The organism is Exiguobacterium sp. SL-10, assembly GCF_004337025.1.
In the GTDB taxonomy this organism is placed as follows: domain Bacteria; phylum Bacillota; class Bacilli; order Exiguobacteriales; family Exiguobacteriaceae; genus Exiguobacterium.
The window spans coordinates 23,190-44,635 of sequence record NZ_SJUP01000007.1 but is presented as its reverse complement, the minus strand read 5'-3'; the positions used below and the strand labels follow the sequence as shown (position 1 = coordinate 44,635).

General features: G+C 53.6%; 25 protein-coding genes. 18 read left to right on the top strand and 7 right to left on the bottom strand.

Going from position 1 to position 21,446, the window contains the following annotated elements; all coding sequences use genetic code 11:
• Positions 1-62: 62 nt before the first annotated feature.
• Entirely contained in the window at positions 63-440 is a 378-nt protein-coding gene (locus tag EVJ33_RS09375) for an Hpt domain-containing protein (protein ID WP_131436515.1), read from the top strand.
• A 42-nt stretch (positions 441-482) separates the two neighbouring features.
• Here EVJ33_RS09375 and EVJ33_RS09370 read toward each other — a convergent pair whose 3' ends face one another.
• Positions 483-1,358, bottom strand: coding sequence for a chemotaxis protein CheV (locus tag EVJ33_RS09370; protein WP_131436696.1), 876 nt, complete (start codon positions 1,356-1,358; stop codon positions 483-485).
• A gap of 227 nt (positions 1,359-1,585) precedes the next feature.
• Here EVJ33_RS09370 and EVJ33_RS09365 point away from each other — a divergent pair, with 227 nt between their 5' ends.
• The 9 genes from EVJ33_RS09365 to EVJ33_RS09325 all read left to right on the top strand — a co-directional run bounded on the left by EVJ33_RS09365 (position 1,586) and on the right by EVJ33_RS09325 (position 9,889).
• Positions 1,586-3,022, top strand: a complete 1,437-nt coding sequence (locus EVJ33_RS09365; RefSeq protein WP_131436694.1) for an NADP-dependent glyceraldehyde-3-phosphate dehydrogenase — start codon at positions 1,586-1,588, stop codon at positions 3,020-3,022.
• 101 nt (positions 3,023-3,123) lie between these two features.
• Positions 3,124-4,101: an MBL fold metallo-hydrolase gene (locus EVJ33_RS09360; protein ID WP_131436513.1), complete on the top strand. Its 978-nt coding sequence runs from the start codon at positions 3,124-3,126 to the stop codon at positions 4,099-4,101.
• A complete protein-coding gene (locus tag EVJ33_RS09355; RefSeq protein ID WP_131436511.1) occupies positions 4,098-4,844 on the top strand; it encodes an SDR family NAD(P)-dependent oxidoreductase in 747 nt (248 codons plus the stop codon). The genes EVJ33_RS09360 and EVJ33_RS09355 overlap by 4 nt, the downstream gene beginning before the upstream one ends.
• A gap of 23 nt (positions 4,845-4,867) precedes the next feature.
• Positions 4,868-6,037 carry an ABC transporter substrate-binding protein gene (locus EVJ33_RS09350; RefSeq protein WP_131436509.1) on the top strand — a complete coding sequence of 390 codons (1,170 nt, stop codon included), beginning with the start codon at positions 4,868-4,870 and terminating at the stop codon, positions 6,035-6,037.
• Positions 6,024-6,797, top strand: a complete 774-nt coding sequence (locus tag EVJ33_RS09345) for an ABC transporter permease family protein (RefSeq protein ID WP_131436507.1) — start codon at positions 6,024-6,026, stop codon at positions 6,795-6,797. Before EVJ33_RS09350 ends, EVJ33_RS09345 begins: the two co-directional genes overlap by 14 nt.
• Positions 6,794-7,495, top strand: a complete 702-nt coding sequence (locus EVJ33_RS09340) for an ABC transporter permease subunit (protein WP_131436505.1) — start codon at positions 6,794-6,796, stop codon at positions 7,493-7,495. The genes EVJ33_RS09345 and EVJ33_RS09340 overlap by 4 nt, the downstream gene beginning before the upstream one ends.
• Positions 7,492-8,379, top strand: coding sequence for an ABC transporter ATP-binding protein (locus tag EVJ33_RS09335; RefSeq protein ID WP_131436503.1), 888 nt, complete (start codon positions 7,492-7,494; stop codon positions 8,377-8,379). The genes EVJ33_RS09340 and EVJ33_RS09335 overlap by 4 nt, the downstream gene beginning before the upstream one ends.
• Entirely contained in the window at positions 8,379-8,960 is a 582-nt protein-coding gene (locus EVJ33_RS09330) for a CDP-alcohol phosphatidyltransferase family protein (protein ID WP_131436501.1), read from the top strand. Before EVJ33_RS09335 ends, EVJ33_RS09330 begins: the two co-directional genes overlap by 1 nt.
• On the top strand, positions 8,957-9,889 hold the full coding sequence (locus EVJ33_RS09325) for an NAD(P)/FAD-dependent oxidoreductase (protein ID WP_131436499.1): 933 nt from the start codon (positions 8,957-8,959) through the stop codon (positions 9,887-9,889). The genes EVJ33_RS09330 and EVJ33_RS09325 overlap by 4 nt, the downstream gene beginning before the upstream one ends.
• 31 nt (positions 9,890-9,920) lie before the next feature.
• Here EVJ33_RS09325 and EVJ33_RS09320 read toward each other — a convergent pair whose 3' ends face one another.
• Complete coding sequence (locus EVJ33_RS09320; protein ID WP_269088565.1) at positions 9,921-10,325, bottom strand: thioredoxin family protein; 405 nt, start codon at positions 10,323-10,325, stop codon at positions 9,921-9,923.
• 36 nt (positions 10,326-10,361) lie between these two features.
• On the opposite strand from EVJ33_RS09320, the gene EVJ33_RS09315 reads away from it, so the two are divergent.
• Positions 10,362-10,901 carry a PadR family transcriptional regulator gene (locus EVJ33_RS09315; RefSeq protein WP_131436495.1) on the top strand — a complete coding sequence of 180 codons (540 nt, stop codon included), beginning with the start codon at positions 10,362-10,364 and terminating at the stop codon, positions 10,899-10,901.
• Between the two features lie 3 nt (positions 10,902-10,904).
• Here the strand turns inward: EVJ33_RS09315 and EVJ33_RS09310 are convergent, their stop codons facing one another.
• Complete coding sequence (locus tag EVJ33_RS09310) at positions 10,905-11,735, bottom strand: aldo/keto reductase (protein ID WP_131436493.1); 831 nt, start codon at positions 11,733-11,735, stop codon at positions 10,905-10,907.
• A gap of 76 nt (positions 11,736-11,811) precedes the next feature.
• Here EVJ33_RS09310 and EVJ33_RS09305 point away from each other — a divergent pair, with 76 nt between their 5' ends.
• A complete protein-coding gene (locus EVJ33_RS09305; protein ID WP_131436491.1) occupies positions 11,812-12,342 on the top strand; it encodes an NUDIX domain-containing protein in 531 nt (176 codons plus the stop codon).
• A 112-nt stretch (positions 12,343-12,454) separates the two neighbouring features.
• A complete protein-coding gene (gene fur / locus EVJ33_RS09300; protein WP_024371580.1) occupies positions 12,455-12,934 on the top strand; it encodes a ferric iron uptake transcriptional regulator in 480 nt (159 codons plus the stop codon).
• A gap of 46 nt (positions 12,935-12,980) precedes the next feature.
• Here fur and EVJ33_RS09295 read toward each other — a convergent pair whose 3' ends face one another.
• From EVJ33_RS09295 to EVJ33_RS09280, 4 genes are read right to left on the bottom strand one after another with little or no spacing between them, the layout of a single operon-like run.
• Positions 12,981-13,817 carry a Cof-type HAD-IIB family hydrolase gene (locus tag EVJ33_RS09295; protein WP_131436489.1) on the bottom strand — a complete coding sequence of 279 codons (837 nt, stop codon included), beginning with the start codon at positions 13,815-13,817 and terminating at the stop codon, positions 12,981-12,983.
• 12 nt (positions 13,818-13,829) lie between these two features.
• Entirely contained in the window at positions 13,830-14,210 is a 381-nt protein-coding gene (locus EVJ33_RS09290) for a VOC family protein (RefSeq protein ID WP_131436487.1), read from the bottom strand.
• On the bottom strand, positions 14,207-15,388 hold the full coding sequence (locus tag EVJ33_RS09285; protein ID WP_131436485.1) for an MFS transporter: 1,182 nt from the start codon (positions 15,386-15,388) through the stop codon (positions 14,207-14,209). The genes EVJ33_RS09290 and EVJ33_RS09285 overlap by 4 nt, the downstream gene beginning before the upstream one ends.
• Positions 15,389-15,399: 11 nt before the next feature.
• Positions 15,400-16,398, bottom strand: a complete 999-nt coding sequence (locus tag EVJ33_RS09280; RefSeq protein WP_131436483.1) for an ROK family transcriptional regulator — start codon at positions 16,396-16,398, stop codon at positions 15,400-15,402.
• Positions 16,399-16,622: 224 nt separating this feature from the next.
• Between EVJ33_RS09280 and xerD the strand changes: the two genes are divergently transcribed.
• The 5 genes from xerD (at position 16,623) to EVJ33_RS09255 (ending at position 21,405) form a co-directional block, all read left to right on the top strand.
• On the top strand, positions 16,623-17,507 hold the full coding sequence (gene xerD / locus EVJ33_RS09275; protein ID WP_021067635.1) for a site-specific tyrosine recombinase XerD: 885 nt from the start codon (positions 16,623-16,625) through the stop codon (positions 17,505-17,507).
• A 23-nt stretch (positions 17,508-17,530) separates the two neighbouring features.
• Positions 17,531-18,697, top strand: a complete 1,167-nt coding sequence (deoB, locus tag EVJ33_RS09270; protein WP_131436481.1) for a phosphopentomutase — start codon at positions 17,531-17,533, stop codon at positions 18,695-18,697.
• A gap of 13 nt (positions 18,698-18,710) precedes the next feature.
• Complete coding sequence (locus EVJ33_RS09265; RefSeq protein ID WP_021067633.1) at positions 18,711-19,520, top strand: purine-nucleoside phosphorylase; 810 nt, start codon at positions 18,711-18,713, stop codon at positions 19,518-19,520.
• A 28-nt stretch (positions 19,521-19,548) separates the two neighbouring features.
• A complete protein-coding gene (locus tag EVJ33_RS09260) occupies positions 19,549-20,850 on the top strand; it encodes a pyrimidine-nucleoside phosphorylase (RefSeq protein ID WP_131436479.1) in 1,302 nt (433 codons plus the stop codon).
• Positions 20,851-20,964: 114 nt separating this feature from the next.
• Positions 20,965-21,405, top strand: a complete 441-nt coding sequence (locus tag EVJ33_RS09255) for a peptidylprolyl isomerase (protein ID WP_131436477.1) — start codon at positions 20,965-20,967, stop codon at positions 21,403-21,405.
• The last annotated feature ends 41 nt before the right edge of the window (positions 21,406-21,446 follow it).

Sequence of the window (21,446 nt, the reverse complement as noted above, 5' to 3'; positions counted from 1 at the left end):
GTTTTTTCTCGAAAACATGCTACAGTGGGAAAGAATGGTAGTAGGATTGAGTCAAAGGAGGGATGGAGTTGTCACAAACGCCCCAAAATGCTCTGTTTAACGAAGATAAGTTGGCGGAGCTCCATCAAATTGCTAGCGGAAATAAAGAATTCTTGAAAAAGATTGCCGATACGTATGTGCGCCAATTCGAGGCGAAATTCCCTGAATTGAAACAGATGGTGCGTGAACAAAATCACGAAAAAATCGAACAACTGGCCCACTTGTTGAAAGGAGCTTCCTATTCAGTCGGGCTCGACGAGATGGCCTCTCGGTTCCATCAGCTTGAAATGGCTGGGGAGACGAACGAGACCTCGAACCTCGAACCGATTCTCGATGAGATTGAAGCGGATATGCGTCGCTTCGATGATGAATGGGACGCCCATCTGAACGAGTTACCATAAAAAAACGGGATTTCGCCACGATGCGAAGTCCCATTTTTCAATTCAAGCTAAAAATTCGTCGAGTGTGGAGATTAACATGCCGATTTCTGGCTTCGTGATTTGCGCGTTCGCACCGACTGCATCGCCTTTATGTTTCAAATCATCCGAGATGAGTGACGAGAAGATGACGATTGGTAGCTCGGCGAATTGATCCATCTCACGGAGCCGTCTCGTCAAATGCAAGCCGTCCATTTGCGGCATCTCGATGTCGGTGATGAGCAGGTCGCAATGGACGTCGCTCTGTTCGAAAGCATCGAGCGCTTCTTTCCCGTTGTTGAAGATGGTCGTGTTGAAGTAGCCTGCTTCGTCGAGCGTGTCGATGATGAGTGTCCGCAACATCTCTGAGTCTTCCGCAATCCATACGTGTTTGTTCGACCGTTCCCGGGCACCGAGCCGTTTGACCGATTCACGGGCCATGATGTCTTTACGGGAAAGCTCGAGAGCGATTCGCTCGTAGTCGAGAAGGATAATCATCTGGTCTCCTGTTTTGACGACCCCGTTCGTAATGCCTTGCATGCCACGCGCGAGATCGGACGGCGTGTCGATCTGTTCCCATGAGATTCGTTTGATTTCTGTCACTTGGTCGACGCGGAGTACTGATTTTTCTCCGTTGAATTCACAGACGATCAAGCGGTCATTGTCTCCAACTTCACGCGGATGATTGATGACCATCGGTAAATCGATGACGGTCATGACTTCACCGCGAAGTTCAATGAGCCCCATAATGGCTTCCGGGGTGCCCGGTAGCGGGGTGAGCGGAAGCATCGTGATAATCTCCCGTACTTTCATGACGTTGATCCCGAAAATGAATGGGCCTGATTGGAAAATGACGATTTCTAACTCGTTCGTACCTGCCTCAAGTAAAATATTATGATCCATGCTCACTGGTGGTCCCTCCTAGTTCACGTACTCTCTTCCTTACTATCGGCCGAATGGAAGAATATCTTCAGCTGAAAATGGCAAAGTTGAGGCGGAATTGACAAAAAATTGACGAGTAACCGTTTACATTACACAAACTGAATCTTTATAGTTGTTCAACCGATTTGATTTTGCATACAATGGGGGTGGCAACGAGATATCAAAGCTTACTCAGGAGGCAGATAGAGATTATGAGTATGAACACGTATCCATATTTAATCAATGGACAATGGCAGGAATCGACATCGAACGAAACAATCGAACTCGTGTCACCTTATACAGATGAAATCGTCGGGCACGTCCAGGCGATGTCTCGCGACGAAGTCGATGAGGCAATTCACGGCGCGAAAAGCGCACAACAGGAATGGGCTGCGCTTCCGGTCAACAAGCGTGCCGAACTGTTGTACGCTTGGGCAGACAAACTCGAAGAGCGCGTTGATGAGATCGGTCAAATCATCATGCGTGAAGTCGGGAAAAACTTGAGCGACGCGAAAAAAGAAGTCGTCCGGACAGCGGAAATCATTCGCTATACGGCAGAAGAAGGACTTCGCTTCACGGGTGGTTTCATGCAAGGCGACTCATTCCCTGGCGGCTCGAAAAACAAGATGGCGATCATCAAGAAAGAAGCGCTCGGTGTCGTCCTCGCGATTTCACCGTTCAACTACCCGGTCAACTTGGCGGCAGCCAAAATCGCTCCGGCGCTCATTACCGGGAACGCGGTCGTGTTTAAACCGGCTACCCAAGGCGCCATCAGTGGTGTGAAAATGGTGGAGGCGCTTCAAGACGCTGGTCTTCCGAGCGGTCTCTTGAACCTCGTCACTGGTCGCGGATCGGTCATCGGCGACTATTTGACATCACACCCTGGCATCGACATGATTACATTCACCGGCGGTACTGGTACGGGACAACACTTGTCACAACAGGCATCGATGGTTCCAGTCGTGCTCGAACTTGGCGGGAAAGACCCGGCGCTCGTACTCGAAGACGCGGACCTTACACTCGCGGCCGATCAAATCATCAGCGGGGCGTTCTCGTATTCGGGACAACGCTGTACGGCCATCAAGCGTGTGTTCGTGCTCGAGCATCAAGCAGACGAACTCGTTGGTATGTTGAAAGAACGTGTCGAGAAGCTTACGGTCGGTTCACCGGTCGATAATAGCTTCATCGTCCCACTCATCGACAAAAAATCAGCGGACTATGTCCAAGGCTTGATCGATGACGCCGTCAACAAACAAGCGACGGTCGTCCATGGAAACAAACGCGACGGCAACCTCCTTCATCCGACGCTCCTCGACCATGTTACGCGTGAGATGCGCGTCGCTTGGGAAGAGCCGTTCGGACCGGTCTTGCCAGTCATCCGCGTCAAGTCACTCGACGAAATGATTGAACTTACGAACGAATCGGAGTTCGGTCTGCAAGCGAGCGTATTCACGCAAAACGTAAACAGCGCCTTCACGGTCGCCGACAAGCTCGAAGTCGGTACGGTTCAAGTGAACGGTCGTACGGAACGTGGCCCTGATCACTTCCCGTTCATCGGTGTGAAGCAGTCAGGCCTCGGTGTTCAAGGGATTGGACGCAGCCTCGAGACGATGACACGTGACAAAGTCACCGTCATCAACTTATAAGTGATTGGAGAGGAGAAATCCTCTCCTTTTTTTGTGTGATTGAAATCCTTTCGAATCGACAGGTATAATGAGTGAAGATAGGTGGAAGGGGTTGTGGGGACGTGGCGAACTGGATTTCAAGCCAACTGGCAAGACTCGATATACCGACGCCGTTCGAGGTCGGCAACGTGAATGTCTATGTCGTTGAGCATATGAACCGTTTTTTCATGGTCGATTGCGGACCGGATACGGAAGAAGCGTGGGTTTCTTTGACGGCGCAATTGGCCGAGCTCGAACTGACGCTCGCGGACATTGACTTTTTATTTCTGACACATCACCATGCCGACCACGCGGGGCAGGCGTGGCGTTTGCGTGACGCTGCGATTCCCGTATACGGACATGAAAAGCTCGTTCGCTATTTGGAACAGACGCCGAACTTCATCAAACGGGGCAATCAGTTCTTACATGACTTGGCGCACTGGTTCGGCACGCCGGAAACGATTGTGAACAAATTACCCGATTATCGGGAGGCACTGCGTTGGATCGGCCCAACGACTGTCACGATGACGTTCGCTGACGGGCAGGACGTGACGAGTGACGGGGCGTGGAAGACGATTCATTTGCCTGGCCATGCGAGTGACCAGCTCGGACTGCTCGGCCCTGGCGGTGTGTTGATTGCAGGCGACCATTTGATCGATACGGTCGAACCGAACCCGCTCATTGAACAACCGTACGAGGAGGAAGGCTTCGCCTCGCCAGTCGTCCTGTATCTCGACTCGCTCCGTAAACTGAGAGATGTCGACTTGAAACTCGTCGTAAGTGGGCACGGAGAACCTATTCAAAAACCGCGACCGTTGATTGAGACACGCATTGCCCAACGTTATGAACGGAGTGAGTTGCTTCTCGTCGATTGGGTCGACGGGTTGAGTGTGTTCGATTGGTCGATGCGTCTGTATGGACGGAAGATGCGTCGAGCGATGCCGCTCGTCTTCAGTGAAGTGTTCGCACGCTTGACGTTGCTCGAGGAGCGTGGCCGTGTCGTCAAACGATTGACGGACGGGAAATGGATTTATATGAGAGCGGAGGAATTTGTGGAATGAGACATGTTGTGATTACGGGTGCGTCGAGCGGCTTAGGGGCTGCGCTGGCGCATTCTTTTTATGAATCGGGTGCCCGCTTGACGTTGATTGCACGGAACGAGGAGCGGTTACGTGAACTAGGGTTAAAGTTATCGGCCGATTGGCTCGTCGCCGACGTCTGTACCGAATATGACACGCTCGTGGCGCAAGTCGAACGTACATATGGAGCAATCGACATCTGGGTGAACAATGCCGGAATCGGCGAGTTCGACCGGGTCGTCGACCAAACGACCGACGTCATCGAGGAGACGATGCGTTTGAACGCGACCGCCCCGATGCTGATGGCCCGTGATTGTGCACGAACGATGCGACGTGGCAGTACGATCATCAACGTCTGTTCACAAGCAGCAAAAGTACCGACCCCGAAGTCGGCCGTTTATGCCGGATCGAAGGCGGCATTACTCCAGTTCTCGAACGCTTTACGATTAGAACTGAAACCGGATGGGGTACACGTGTTGACCGTCAATCCGGGACCAATCGCGACCCCGTTCTTTCTTCGGGCTGATAAGAGTGGACGTTACGAGGCGAGCGTAAAGGCGATTATGCTTGACCCCGATCGCCTCGCGAAACGTGTCGTTGCGGCGTGTGAGTCGTCGAAACGCGAAGTGAACGCCCCGTGGTGGATGGAAATCGGAGCGAAACTGTACGCAATGTGCCCGGTTATGTTCGAACGGGTCGCAAAACGGGGATTTGACAAAAAGTAAAAGAGAGGAGAGGGGGAAAGACGATGCACCGTTTAAAACAATTGGGCCTGCTCGTTTCGCTCGTGTTTCTCGCTGCCTGCGGAACGACGCGAGCTGAGATCGCACCGACATTCGAAGAGGCAGCCGAAGAAGCGAAGCAATCGACGGTCAATTTTTATATGTGGGGAGGCGATGACGGCATCAATCGCTACATCGATGAGTATGTCGCGCCTCGTCTGAAAGAAACGTATGACCTTGACTTGAACCGCGTCCCGATGGACACGGCCGAGTTTGTGCGTCAATTGTCACTCGATAAACGTGCGAACCGTGAGGAAGGGACAATCGATCTGATGTGGATCAATGGGGACAATTTCCGTAACGCCGCCGAGACAGAGTTGCTCCAAGGCGACCTGCTCGACAAAATCCCAAACGCCGCGCTGTTGAACGAGGAAGCCCAGGCCACTGATGCGGGCACCCCGACGAACGGGCTCGAGGTCGCCTGGGGGAATGTGCAGTTCGTCTTGCACTATGATGCGGACAAAGTGAATAATCCGCCGACGACGTTTGACGAATTACATCGATGGACCGAAGAAAATCCGGGTCGTTTCACGTATCCTGAAGTAACAGACTTCACGGGCAACGCGTTCGTGCGCCATCTGCTCTATGCCGAATATGGGGACACGGTCCGTGACGGTGAGATCCCAGACGCGTTTTGGGAAGAACTTTCGACCTGGTCACCCAACCTTTGGAAACAAGGGACGACGTATCCGAAGTCACTCGCCCAACTCGACCAGCTGTACGCTTCGGGTGAGGTCTGGATGACGATGGGCTTCAATGAACGCCGAGCCGAGGCCGAGCGCAACGCCGGAGTATTTCCGGACGGGACGCGTGCGCTTACGCTCGAACACTCGATCGCATCGACGCATTTTCTCGCCGTGCCGTTCAATGCGAAAAATCCGAACGGGGCGATTGTCGTCATCAATGAGCTACTGTCACCGGAAGCCCAGCTCGCCAAACAAGACGCGACGTATTGGGGGGACGGGACGTCGCTCGATTTGACGAAACTCGATGCGACCGACCGTGACGCATTCTTGAAGCTCGATGAAGGGGTGACCTATCCTGATCCGCAGCGTCTCGCTGAACGTTCGATCCCCGACTATGGGCCGGCCGTGATCGATCTGATTCGTGAGGAGTGGGACCGTGTCGCGAAGTAGTCTATGGCTGAGTCTGGTCGTTTTGGCACTACCGTTCACAGGTGTCACCTTTCTGATTTACGAGACCGTCGGCTTCAACTGGTCTGAGTTGAATGACGAGGCGTGGCGTGCGAGCCTGGCGGTGACGTTGTACGTGACACTCACGTCGACGCTCCTCTCACTCATGATCGGGACATGGCTCGCCCGGACCATCTATATGAAGCGTTCGTCGTGGCTCGCTTCGCTCCTCAAATGGCCGATGTTTGTCCCGCACGTCGCTGCGGCCTATTTGTTTTATTTGTTGTTCTCGGGTGGCTTTCCGGTATATGGCCTATTTGAGGCGAACGAACGGAATCATCTCGTCGTCATCTTGACATACGTTTGGAAAGAAGTTCCATTCGTCTTTTTGATGGTGGTCGGCACATACGGTCAACTGAATCACGGGTACTTAGATATGGCCAAGACACTCCAGCTCAAGCCGCTCGAACAATTCAGAGTGGCCGAATGGCCATTCCTCGTCAAACCGCTCCTCGACTCGTTCTGGGTGCTCGTGGCGTTCATCTCGTTCGCCTATGAAGTGCCGGCCCTGTTAGGGGTCACCTTCCCAGAGCTGCTCGGGGTACTCGCTTACGAGCGATTGACGACCGGTCTGTTTCTCAATGCGTTCGAGTCGTATGCGGTCGCACTCATTTGGACGTTGTTCATCTTCACCGGCGTCGTCGCATCTTACGTCTTGACGGCTAAACAGCGACGGCGAATTGAGCGGGGGGTGCGACGATGAGTCGTATTCTCGTCGCTTTTTTGATTGTATTTCCATTTATTGGCTTGTTTTTGACGTTCCCCACGTCGCTTTCTTGGGACGAAGCGATTTTGAATACGATCGCGTATGTAATCAGTATTGCGCTTGTCAACGTCTGGCTCGGGGTGGGAACGGCCTGGTGGCTCCTGTTTACTGAGTCGAGGTGGAAGTCATGGGTCGAGTGGTTGACATTCCTCCCATTGTTCATCCCCGTTTTGGCGAGCATGTTCGGTATGTATATCGCCCTTGCCCAAGTCGGGCTCATCGGAACGTATACAGGGGTCGGGCTCGTCCTGCTCGTCACGACGTTACCGTATTCGATTCGACTGGCATATAACGCGATGTACGTGATTGGGAGGCCGCTCCTCGAACAGGCATTGACGTTTGCGCCGCTCGCTCGAATCGGGTTCGTGCTGTTGCCGCTCTTGAAAGAGTCGGTCCGGACGATTGTCTTATTCTCCACGGTCATCGTCTTGAGCCAGTTCGTGCTCGTCCAATTGATTGGAGCCGGACTCATTCCGACGGTCACGACACGGCTCTATCAGGCCTACGCAGGCAATGACGTCTCACAGGCGTTACAGAATACGTGGGTGCTCGTCTCGTTGCCGGTCTTATTTTATATCGGACTCGGCGGGATATTTAGCATCTGGATTAGATTGGTGAAGGGGCGTTTGCAATGAGCTTAGTATTGTCAGGAATACGAAAACGTTTTAAAGACCGCGATGTATTAAGCGGGATCGATCTTACCATTCCGAATGGGGAAATCCATGCTCTTGTCGGAGTGAGTGGCTCCGGGAAGTCGACTCTGCTCCGCATCATCGCCGGGCTCGAGACGCTAGATGCCGGGACAGTGACGTGGGAGGAGCTGCCCCTTCATGGGGTTCCGCCTCACTTGCGCCGGATTACGATGTTGTCTCAATCTCCGCTCTTGTTCCCTCATCTAACAGTTGGGGAGAACGTGACGCTTGCAACTCCGAACCGGTCACGAGAAGAAGCGGAAGCGTGGCTCACAAGAGTCAAGCTTCCCGGCCGATACGACGCTGAGGTTCACGAACTGTCCGGAGGAGAACAACAACGCGTGAGCTTTGCCCGAGCGCTCGCGGCTGCGCCGCGGCTCATTCTGCTCGATGAGCCGTTCACCAACCTCGACCCGGGCCTCAAGTCCGAGTTGCAGCGACTGATTCGTGACCTCGTCCGTGAACTCGAGTTGACGGCGCTTCTCGTCACCCACGATCGAGAAGAAGCGATGCTCGTCGCCGACCGCGTGACGTTGCTCGAGACGGGTCACGTTCGCGTGACCGGTACCCCGGTATTATTGTCCGAGACGGAATCGACGTTCGGTGACTTCGTCGAATTGGGTGGTGCATTCTACCCGTCGACCGAGATTGACGTGTCGACAGAGCCGACGTCTGATTCGCTTGTGCTCGTCCGCCCGTTTATTCGCTTCGGACACCATTTTGGCGAGTATCGTCGCTCTACCGGAGAATACGTCATCTTGCCGCGGAACGAATCGTTCGAAGTGGGTAAGACGTATTATTTGCGACAGAAACAAGGAGGAATTTGATGTTAGACACTTACGGTAGCCGCATCGTCCGCCCCGTCATCGAGCGTTTGGCCGATCGGCTTTTGAAATGGAAATTCACCCCGAATGAGGTGACGGTGCTTGGGGGCATCATCGGTGTCTCGGTCGGTCTGTTCATTTATAACGATATGTTATGGACGGCCGTGTTGCTGTTATGGATTTCGGGTCTCTTCGACGTCCTAGATGGGACGATGGCCCGCCGTTCTCAAAAGACCGGGTTCGGCACGGTGCTCGACCTCGTCTTCGACCGCATCGTCGAGATTGCTGTCGTCATCGCGCTCGCTTTACGACATCCGGAACATATGCCGATTTTTCTTCTTTTGCTTGGCTCGTTCGTCGTGGCGATGACGTTGTTCCTCGCGGTCGGGGCGAGTAGCTCACGTCGTTCAGAGAAATCATTTTATTATCAGCCTGGCATCTTGGAACGGACCGAATGCTTCATCTTGTTCACACTCATGATTCTTTTCCCGACGTGGATCGGCGTCATCGCGACGAGTTTCCTCATCCTTGAAGTGTTCACGATCCTCCAACGATTGATGGAAGCAAGGCGGATATTACGATGAAACCGCGTCTCGTCCTAGTCGGGCTGGGTCATGGTCAGTTCGAAATTCTCGAGCATCTCGATCGACTTCGTGAATACTATGAAGTGTCTTATATCGGCGGTCGTGAGGCGATTTATACGGGTGCGTTCCCCCAAGTGATCGCCGGCGAGATGGCGTCGGCGACGACGCGTTTGCGTCGTGACATCGCTCCCGTCGCCGAACGGCTCATCGCACTGGACCCAGACGCACGACTCGTCGAGACCGAACACGGCAACATCGCATATGACTTCCTCGTGCTCTCGACCGGGGCGAAAAGTCGTGGGATTGGGACAGGGCTCAAACCGATGACGAGAAATATGTTGGACGAGATTGTCCAGAGTGATGCAATCACGATTGTCGGCGGGGGCAAAGCCGGTGTCGAGCTTGCCTTTGCATGCATCAGACGGAAGCGACACGTGACGCTTTATGCCCGTGATATCTTACCTGATCTGTCTCATCACGTCGGTCGACAGATGGCGCGGCGTCTCGTACAAAGTGGTGTGACGCTCATGCTGTCGTCGTTCCAACCAGGGACGAAGGCAGAAGGACTCGTCTTGGATGCTACCGGTGTCGGCCCCGATGACTGGTGGGCGGCGGCTGGACTTGCGGACCATGATGCGTTCATCGAGACGACAGCTGACTTACGACACCCCGTCTATCGCGAGATTTACATCACCGGGGACATGGCGGCCCGATTGAACGGCGGTGTCGATGCCGTCCGTTCGGGGCGGCACGTCGCCCGTCAACTGCTCGGTACATCACGCCCGTTCAAGTCACGGACGTCGCTCAATATCTTGTTGACGACCCCAGGACGAGCGCTCTTGACGTTCGGGAAGCTGACATGGCACGGGCGTCTGCCGTATTGGCTAAAGCGTAAAATCGACCGCCGTCACGTCGAACGATTCAACTAAAAAAAGACGACCACGACGGTCGTCTTTTTGTTCAAGCGTTCAATGTATCGAGGAACGAGCGGATTTGCATCTCCGTCTTGGCATTTGCCGAGTGGAGGTGTTCTTGTTTCACGCCTTCTTGATAGAACAGAAGTGAGGGGATGCCTCGTACTTCTTGCGTGTCCGACAGTTCAGGCAACTCGTCGCGGTCGACAACGTACCAGTTGAACTGTGGGTAATCTTTGACAAGTTCGTCGACGTACATATCGAGACGACGGCAGTCCGGACACCATGATGTCGTGAAGACGACCATGCCGTTATCTTGGATGGCGTCTTGGAATTGTTGATCAGATTGAATCGGTTTCATAAAATCTCTCCCTTCATATGTATTGTCTGTGTATTCGCGATGAGCGTCAACCGATTGGCATTCTCGGTCGCACGTCAATATGTGATACACTTATAAAAATAGAACCGCAAGGGATAGGTGATGGTTATGGCGTTACGTCATGCACTACTCGGGTTATTGACCCATCAACCCGCTACCGGCTATGCCTTGAACGCGACGTTCAAAGCACAAATGATTCATTTTTGGCACGCCCATCATACACAGATTTATCGCGAACTGTTAAAGATGGAAGACGAGTCACTCGTCTCCTCTGAACACGTCGCTCAACATGACTTACCCGATAAAAAGATTTATTCGATTACCGAGGCGGGGCGTCAAGAGCTGATTGACTGGCTCCGGCAACCGACCTCGTACCAACCGAAGATGAAAGATGAGAACTTGCTACGGGTCAGCCTCCTGCAACTACTCCCACTCGACGAGGCGATCCGTTACGTCGAGGAGACGAAAGCGCATCATGAACAAGTCGCTCATCAGATTCGGGCGTTTCAAGCAGTGCACCAGTCTGAGGCGGACACGCTCGGTTATTTATTGACGAGCGAGTACGCCATCCGAATGATGGAAAATTACGCCGGATGGGCCGATTGGGCCATCGAGCAGATGAAACAGCGAGACAAACATGCGACCTGACGTTCAGGTCGCATGTTTTGTGTACGGATGGATCGGTAGCCGCGCTAGCAGGTCGTCGAGTTTGTGCGAATCGACCCCGTAATCGTTTGCGGCGATCAAGTCGTTCAATTGATCGACTGAAGACGCGCCCGGTAGGACGACGGCACACGTCCGCTTCGAGGCAGCGAGAGCGTACGCTTGAAGCGGGTCTGGAATGGTCGGTAACAAGGCGCGCAACTCCGCTTCAGTCCAAGATTCAAAGCCTTTCTCCGCCAAACGGTCAGACCATTCGTCTGTAAGTAAGCCTTTGGCGAGCGGACCGCGCCCGACGATCGGGATGTCGAGCTCGAGCGTTTCGATGCGACGGTCGAGCAACGAGTATGGCGTCATCAAAACGTCAAGTTCACCGTGCTCGAGCCAATAGCGGATCACATTCGGTCGAATCGAGGATAACCCGATTTGGCGGATGATGCCAGCTTCTTTTTGCCGACGCATGAAATCGATTGTCGCGTCCAGGTCGTCGTCCATCGTGCCACCATGAACGTAATATAAGTCCAAGTGACCCGTCTGTAAGCGTTCGAGAGAATCGTGTAGTGCTTGTTCTAAATAGGATGGGGCTGGATTCCAACGCATTCCGTCTCCTGTCCATTCATTCCCGCCTTTACTCGTCAAAAATAAGTCGTCCCGGCGTCCGGCGAACGTCGAACCGACAAGACGTTCCACTTCAAAGTGATCGTATACGTCGGCCGTATCGAAATGCCGAATTCCAGCGTCGTAGGCGGCCTCTAGAATCCGACGACCTACTGCCTCGCCATGTTTCAAAATTGACATTGTTCCTAGTCCTAACTCTGTCATTGATAATTCCTCCTTGTTCCGTCTGACGATATGAATCATAATTACAGTATATAGGAAAAGGTGAGGGGTACATACAATGGAAGAGAAAACGATTGAACGGGAAGTCATTTACGAAGGAAAGATTTTTAACGTGGAGAAACACGTCGTGTCACTACCGAATGGAGGGACGTCGGTCCGCGAACTCGTCTATCACAACGGGGCCGTGGCCGTACTCGTAGTGGATGAAAACGACCGGATCGTTCTCGTCGAACAGTATCGGAAAGCGTTCGAATCGATGTCGCTTGAAATCCCGGCCGGAAAACTCGAAGTTGGGGAGGAGCCGCTCGCGAGCGCAAAGCGAGAACTTGAAGAAGAGACCGGCTATACGGCCGAGACACTCGAAAAAATCTTCTCATTTTATGGGGCACCTGGTTTTTGTAGCGAACGGGTCGACGTCTTCGTCGCGCATGGCTTGACGGCCGGGGCGATGAACCTGGACGAAGACGAGTTTCTACAAGTCCAACGTTTCACGTTTGAGGAAGCGGTGGCGTTACTTGCGAACGGGCGGATCACCGACGCGAAGACGATTATGGCGATTCAATGGTGGCAATTATCTAAATTGAAATGATTCTAAACTGGAGTGACATATGTTACACTTACATAGGAATCATTTTAATTTGAAAAACCGAACAAACTTCGGTATGCTTTGAATAGTGAATTATGCAAAGAGGGGGCGCCTTATGGAAACGCGAATTGAACGGATCAAACAGCAATTGAGCGCCAAAGGATATAAATTGACACCGCAACGAGAATCAACCGTCCGGATTCTACTTGAGAATGAGACGGATCATTTGAGTGCGGAGAACGTGTTCATGCTCGTCAAAGGCATCGCTCCGGAAATCGGGCTCGCGACGGTTTATCGGACACTCGAACTATTGACCGAGCTCGGTGTCGTCGACAAAGTCAACTTCGGTGACGGCGTCGCCCGCTTCGACCTCAGACCAGAAGGCGCGAACCATTCGCACCACCATCTCGTCTGTGTCGAGTGCGGTTCGGTCGAAGAAATCATGGAAGACTTGCTCGTCGACGTCGAGAAAAAAGTCGAAAGCAAATACGAATTTTTAATCAAAGACCATCGCTTGACGTTTCACGGCATCTGTAAAGTATGCCAAGCTAAAGGCGTCACGCTCGAGGGTCATAAAGCAGTCATCAACGGATAAAGCAAGACAGGCAGCCCCTCAAAGGCTGCCTGTCTTTTGTATGTCGTCACGTCGTCAAGTAACGGGACAAGACGGTGGCGATCCCGTCTTCATTGTTCGATGTTGTCACTTCCGTGGCGATGGTCAAGATGTCCTCGACGGCGTTGCCCATGGCGACGCCGATGCCGGCATACTCGATGATCGACCGGTCGTTATGCCCGTCACCGAACGCGATGACACGGTCGCGGCTGATCCCGATGTTTTGGAACACATGGTCGAGCGCCCGGGCCTTGTCGATGCCGAGGTCTGTGAACTCATAGTACATGGCGGCCGTGAACATGCCGGTGACGCGGTCAGTGAACGGTCCGGCGAGCGAAGCGGCATGCGCCTGCAGGTAGTCAGGTTGTCCCGCGACGAGAATCTTATAGACGGGGAAATGGATGGCGTCGGCGAGACGGGGTGCTTCCCGTAATCGGAACCGACCGCCGCGCGACTCATACTCGATAATATTGAACGGCTCACCGTTCAACTCGAGCATGCCGTTGAAGACGTCATTGACGTACATGTACGTCTCGTCATTGATCATCGGAATGACGTCGAAGCCGGTCAAATGATTCAAAATGGCACGTGCGTCGTTCGAATGAATCGGCTGTTCGAACAATGTTACATTAGTCGCCGCATCCGTGACGCACGCCCCGTTCGAGGAGACGATGAGTCCACCGTACTCATATAGCCTGAGTTCTTCGGCGAACGGTTCGATACCCCGTTTCGGCCGGCCGGAGGCGAGTACAACTTTTTTGCCTTCCGCCTGGAGGTCGAGCAATACCTGTTTCGTGCGCGGTGAAATCATCTTTTGGTCGGTCAATAACGTTCCGTCGAGGTCGAGTAAAATCGCCTGAATCATCGTCTCATCTCCTTAAATCGTTAATTCAAGTTTGTTTTGTTCGGGGTCGAGCAGGACACTTTCATAATAACCGTCTCCTGTCGTCCGCGGTCCGTCGATGAGCGGATACCCGTCGGCTTCAAGTCGTTGTGTCAACGCATCGACCGCCTCTTTGCTACCAAGCGCGAACGCGATATGTGCGTAGCCAATCGTCTCGCGTGGTGTGCCTTGGACGTCCGGGCGCCGCATCAACTCGAGCCGGCATGTCGAATCAGGAAACGTCAGAAAATAGGATTCGAACTGTTTCTGTTCGTTCCTATACTTGTCGTTCGCAGTTGCTCCGAGGTACGTCTCGTAGAAGCGGCGCATCGGTTCGAGGTCGTTCACCCATATGGCGATGTGTTCGATTTTCATGTGAGTTCCTCCTTTGATAGTTGGTGCATGATCACGTTCAAGCGTTCCGTGTTCAAGAGCATCCCGAGCATGATCAAGACGGTCACGAGCGGAAATAAGCCGAGCGACGTCTGAGACACGATGAGTCCGAACAGCGGTGGCAGGAACGTGCTGCCCGTGTAGGCGAACGCCATCTGGAAGCCCATCAACCGTTTTGCCCGTTCCTTGCCGAACCGCTGCGGCGTCTCATGGAGCATGCTCGGGTAAATCGGGGCCAAGCCTAGCCCGATACAAATCAATCCGACCAACATCGTTCCGGTCGCCGGAATGAGAAACACGAGACTACCGATTAAAGCGAGGGTTTGCCCGAGCCGAATCATTTGTCGATTCGTGAAGCGGAACGAGAGGAACCCGCTCAGGAAGCGACCAAGCGTGATGCTGCCGTAATAGATGGACACCCACGTCGCGGCCGTCGCGACAGAGAACTGTTTCATCTGGACGAGGTAACTGCTGGCCCAGAGGCCGATGAGCGCCTCAATCCCGCAATAGAGCAGGAACGTAGCCAGCGCATACGAGAGGCCTTTCGGCATCTTTCGTTCGAGCGCGGTCACGGCCGTCTCTTGTCGTTCGAGCGTGAAGGGCTCCGTTTTGTTTTCGCGCTTCCAGAGCGGGAACGACAGGAGCAGGAGGAAGGCGAGCGCGAACTGAATCAACGCGACAATCAAATAGCCGTCACGCCAACCGCTCTCCGTCAAGACGCCGGCCATGACGAGCGGTCCGCCCGTCGCTCCGACGCCCCAGAAACAATGGAGCCAGTTCATATGGTGCGCCTTATAGTTTTCTGCGACGTAATGGTTGAGCGCGGCATCGACCGCCCCGGCACCAAGCCCGAGTGGAATCGATAGGACGAACAGCCAAATCAAGGACGGGGCCGCGTAAAAACCGAGCAGGCACAGTGCCGTCACGAGTCCGGAGCCGAACGTGACTTGCTTCGTATCGAACCGTTCGAGCAATCTACCGCTAAGCAGACTCGATAAAATCGTGCCCGCGGCAATGGTCATAAAAATCCACCCGGCCATCGAGATCGGGGCGTTGAACTCGACGTGCATCAACGGCCAACTGACACCGAGCAAGGCGTCGGGCAGGCCAAGACTGATAAAGGCAATGTAAATCACGGTCAATAATAAAAAGCCTGTCATGGTTCACCTCTTCAAATCGATTCAAGGATTAACCCGACGCAACGTCGAGCCAAGCCTGCGAAATAATCTTCTTCCCATATGCCGATCAATAAATCCGGGGTGTGAGCCGCCGGAATGTGACGCTGGCAGGAGTCCCTAATCCCCTCCAACTCGGTATCGACGAGATCGACGTCCGAAAAAATGATGGCGTGCGGATTGAGCGTCGCGGTGAAGGTTGCGACGAGCCGACCGAGCGCATCGAGCGCGGCGTCTGACAATGGGGCCGGGGCCGAGCGCTCACTCGCTATCCGGTCATGAAACGTCGAGTCGTCATAAAGCGGTAGAAATGAAATCTCTCCGCTGAACCCGGTCTTCCCGCTGATGAGCTGTCCGTTGATGAGAATTCCGGCACCGGGTCCGTTCTTTCCTAGATAGATGTAGACGATTGACTGGTCTCTGGTGAGTTCGTGCGAGTGTCCGTACCCATAGACGGCCGCGTTCATGTCGTTCTCGATGACGGCAGGGCGAGCGGTTCGTGACTCGACCCAACGTTTCAAGTCGAGGTGTGCGAACGTCGGATAGTCCGGGGCGAAGATGATCGTCCCGTCCGCGACGGCCGCCGCGACACCGATGGAGATTGCACTCACGTCGGAGGTCTGGTCCAACTGTCGATCGAGCACCGCACCGAGCGCACCAAGGTGGTCCCCGTCTAGAATGATTTGCGTCCCGTCGTCAATCGTTGCGCCCTTGCAATCGATGAGACGATAGCGGACGACCGTCTTCTCGACGTATAGCGTCAATCCGTGCGTGAACCGCTCATTATAGATGTAACGTTTAGCAGGGCGTCCGCCGCGTGAATCCTCGAATCCGTGTTCGAACACTTCGCCGGCCTGCATCAACTGCTCTAACTGCTTCTTGACGGTCGGAAAGCTGAGCCGGGTCGCCTCCGAGATGGCGGCGACGGTCGAATGATTGGATAGAACGAGCTGACGCCGCACGGCGATCATTAAATCTGTAGTAGTATGCCCCATAACCGACTCCTTCCTAACTTTTTAAATTGGTTTAATAAGTCGACTTGAGTGTACCAAATCGTGACGAGATTCGTAAGCCCCCAATCGGAAGGAAAACGTAAAAACCTCACCAAAATCTGTCACAAAAAAGCTTAAAAAAAATGAGGTCAGACGTCTTCACAACGGTTTACATAAGTGATATGATGAAAGCGTATTCAGGTGTAACGAGGAAGGAGGGGGATGTCATGCGTTCGCAAGTCGAGTCATTTTTGCAGTACATGACGGTTGAAAAACGAATGTCCACGAACACGAGACAAGCCTATGCGAGCGATTTGACCCAGTACTTATCGACACTGACCCAACTCGGGGTGACAGAATGGAATGAAGTCACGCGGGCACACATCGTCAAACATATGGAAGAGTTATCGCAAGCCGGTCGGGCTGCTTCATCACTCCGACGGGCCGTCAGTTCAATTCGAACGTTTCATCATCATTTGAAGATGACAGGCGGGGCAACGACTGACCCGGCGCTCTATTTGGAGACGCCGAAAGCGGAACGGCATTTGCCGGACACGTGGTCACAAGACGAAGTCGAGCGGTTGCTCGACAGCGTGCCGACGTCAGACCCGCTTGCGCTCCGCGATCGGGCCATGCTCGAACTGCTTTACGGTACGGGCATGCGCGTCAGTGAACTTCTTGGGCTCGATTTGGATGATTTACAGTTCGAATTGGGGTATCTACAGTGTGAAGGCAAAGGCGAGAGTGCCCGGATCATCCCGGTGTCATCGGTCGCCCAAAGTTTTGTCGAACGCTATATCCAGCAGGCGCGTAACGGGCTCGGTGGTCGGGAGACCGAGGCGTTGTTCTTGAACGGGCGTGGTGGTCGGCTCAGTCGTCAAGGATTCTGGAAGATGATCAAACGACGGGCCAAAGAGGCCGGCATCCAAAAAGAGATCACGCCACACGTGCTCCGTCATTCGTTTGCGACACACTTGCTCGAGAACGGTGCCGACCTTCGGGCCATTCAACAGATGCTCGGACATGCAGACCTCTCTACGACTCAAATCTACACACATGTCAATAAGGCACGACTCCACGATGTCTATCGAAAACATCACCCGCGTGCGTAACGACACTAAAGGAGGAACTTTTTGTGAAGAAATTTAAACGTATTTTCTTGGTCGTCATGGACTCGGTCGGAATTGGGGAATCCCCAGATGCCGACCAGTTCGGTGACGTTGGTTCGGACACGCTCGGGCACATCGCCCGTGAACACGGTGGCTTGAACATGCCGCACATGGGCCGCCTCGGTCTGGCGAACATCAAGCCGATTGAAGGCATCGAAGCGTCGACGACACCGAGCGCCTACGGACGCATGGAAGAAATCTCAGCTGGGAAAGACACGATGACCGGTCATTGGGAGATCATGGGTCTTCATATCGATACGCCGTTCCGCGTGTTTGAGGAGTTCCCGGATGACTTGATTAATCGTCTCAAAGAGTTCAGCGGACGCGACATCATCGGTAACAAGCCGGCTTCGGGCACAGAAATTTTGGACGAGCTCGGTGAAGAGCACGTCAAGACAGGTGCCTTGATCGTCTACACATCGGCTGACTCGGTGCTTCAAATCGCGGCGCACGAAGAAATCGTCCCGCTCGACGAGTTGTATCGCATCTGCGAATATGCCCGCGAAATCACGCGCGAAGATCCGTACATGCTCGGTCGCATCATCGCCCGCCCGTTCCTCGGAACACCTGGCGCTTGGGTCCGCACATCGAACCGCCACGACTACGCGCTCAAGCCGTTTGGTCAGACGGTCATGAACACGCTTGAAACAGCTGGGAAAGATGTCATCGCCCTCGGGAAAATCAGCGACATTTATGACGGCGAAGGCGTCACAAAAGCGATTCGGACGAAGTCGAACATGGACGGGATGGACAAGCTTGTCGAATCGCTCGATGAAGACTTCGAAGGACTTTGCTTCTTGAACCTCGTTGACTTTGACGCACTCTTCGGTCACCGCCGTGACCCAGAAGGCTATGCGATCGCGCTTGAAGAGTACGACGCCCGTCTACCGGAAGTGATGGAGAAATTGCGTGAAGATGACTTGCTTATCATCACGGCCGACCACGGGAACGACCCGACGGCACCAGGGACGGACCATACGCGTGAATACGTGCCGCTCATCGTCCATCATCACGGCTCGACAGCGGTCGACCTCGGGATTCGAGGAACGTTCGCCGATATCGGCGCCACAGTGGCGGATAACTTCGGCGTCGACGCACCAGCACATGGAAACAGTTTCTTAAACGAAATTTGAGGAGGTACTACTCATGGTAAATTGGAACGAAACAAAGGCATTTTTACAGGAACGCATGAACGGAACACCAGAAATCGGACTCATCCTCGGCTCAGGACTCGGCGTCCTCGCTGACGAGATCGAGAACGCGGTCAAAATCCCTTACGAGGACATCCCGCACTTCCCGGTATCGACCGTCGAAGGACACGCTGGACAACTCGTCTTCGGTGACCTCGAAGGAAAACGCGTCGTCGCAATGCAAGGACGATTCCACTTCTATGAAGGCTACTCGATGGAACAAGTCACGTTCCCGGTACGCGTCCTCAAATTGATCGGTGTCGAGACGCTCATCGTCACGAACGCGGCTGGTGCTTGCAACGAGTCGTTCAACCCGGGTGACTTGATGATCATCACGGATCACATTAACTTCTTCGGCACGAGCCCGCTCATCGGCAAGAACGCGAGCGACTTCGGGACGCGTTTCCCAGATATGTCAGAAGCGTATGATAAAGAGCTCGTCACATTGACAGAAGGTGTCGCTGCAAAACTCGGCCTCTCGATTCAAAAAGGCGTCTATTTCGGGAACACAGGTCCGACATATGAGACACCGGCTGAAGTCAAGATGGCACGTCTTCTCGGCGGCGATGTCGTCGGCATGTCGACAGTGCCTGAAGTCATCGTGGCCCGTCATTCGGATATGCGTGTACTCGGCATCTCGTGCGTGTCGAACATGGCAGCCGGGATTTTAGATCAACCACTCAACCACGAAGAAGTGATCGAGACGACAGAACGCGTCCGTCAAGACTTCCTTTCACTCGTACGCGGAACGATTCAAAGCATGTAACCATTACCCAACTAGGAGGACGAAACTTATGCGCATGGTCGATTTGATTTTGAAAAAACGTAACGGTGGCGAATTGAACGAAGAGGAGATTCGCTTCGTCGTCGAAGGCTTCACGAACGAGACGATTCCTGATTATCAAATGTCGGCACTCTCGATGGCGATTTTCTTTAACGGCATGACTGAGAAAGAGACGGCGGCCTTGACGATGGAGATGGTCAAGTCTGGTGACGTCATCGATTTGTCGAACATCCAAGGTAAAAAAGTTGATAAACACTCGACCGGAGGTGTCGGTGACAAAATTAGCTTAATCGTCGCTCCACTTGTCGCGTCAATCGGCATCCCAGTCGCGAAGATGAGCGGTCGCGGTCTCGGCCATACAGGCGGGACGATCGATAAGCTTGAATCGTTCCCTGGCTTCAACGTCGAGTTGACGGAAGAACAGTTCACGAAGCAAGTAAACGATATCAAGATGTCAATCATCGGTCAGACAGGTAACTTGACGCCTGCCGACAAACGTCTTTACGCACTCCGTGACGTAACGGCGACGGTCGATTCGATCCCGCTTATCGCGAGCTCGATCATGTCGAAGAAAATCGCGGCCGGTGCCGATAGCATCGTCCTTGATGTCAAGACAGGTTCAGGCGCGTTCATGAAGTCGTTCGACGACGCGAAAGCGCTCGCCGAAGAGATGGTCGCCATCGGGAAGAACGTCGGTCGTAAAACGGTCGCCGTCATCACAGACATGGACCAACCGCTCGGTTTTGAGATCGGGAACGCCAACGAAGTAAAAGAAGCGATCGAAGTGTTGTCGGGCAAAGACGTGAACGACTTGAAGACGATTGCCCTCACGATCGCCGGCCACATGGCGGTGCTCGGCGAGTTCTATTCGACGTTCGAGGAGGCGTACGCTGACCTTGAGAAACGGATGGCGGACGGTCATGCCCTCGAGGTGTTCCGTCAGTTCGTCGCGGCGCAAGGTGGCGATGCGTCACTCGTCGATGACTTGTCAAAACTTCCACAAGCGAAGTATGAGACGACGTTCGTCGCGAAACAAGCGGGTTATGTCGAGTCAATTATTGCCGACGAAGTTGGCGTAGCGGCGATGCTCCTCGGAGCAGGTCGTGCGACAAAAGATGATCAGCTTGACTTCGCAGCCGGTATCACGCTCGAGAAGAAGGTCGGCGACAAGGTCGAGGCCGGTGACGTGATTGCCGTGCTCCGTTCGAACAAAGAAGACATGGCGTCCGCGCTCGAGCGGATGGACCATGCGTATACGATCGGTGCGACAGAGCCGACGGCGCGTCCACTCGTGCATGCGGTCATCCAGTAAGTAGCAAGTCAGAACGTCTGTTTCCACAAAATAGTGGAGACAGACGGTTTTTTTTGATAGAATGGGCAATGTGTGAGTGAGAATGACTATATGAACATAAAGGGGTAACTTTTCATGAAAAAAGGATCTATGAAATTAGAGAACGGTGAAATGATTGAATTCGATTTGTTCCACGATGCGGCACCAATCACGGTCGACAACTTTGAGGAACTCGCCAACAGCGGCTTCTATAACGGGTTGACATTCCACCGGGTCATCCCAGACTTCGTCAGCCAAGGCGGCTGCCCAGATGGAACAGGCATGGGCGGTTCAGGTAAGACGATCCCATGCGAGACGTCGACATCGTTCCCGTACAAGCATGAAGCAGGTTCACTTTCGATGGCGCACGCTGGACGCAACACAGGCTCGTCACAGTTCTTCATCGTCCATGAGCCACAACCGCACCTCGATGGTGTCCACACGGTCTTCGGAAAAGTGACATCTGGCCTTGAGCACGCGGTCAAACTTCGTCAAGGTACGAAGATGGCCGAAGTTAAAGTTTGGGACGAGAATTGATTTCTGCCTAAACGTTATGGCACAATGAGCCATGTCTCTCA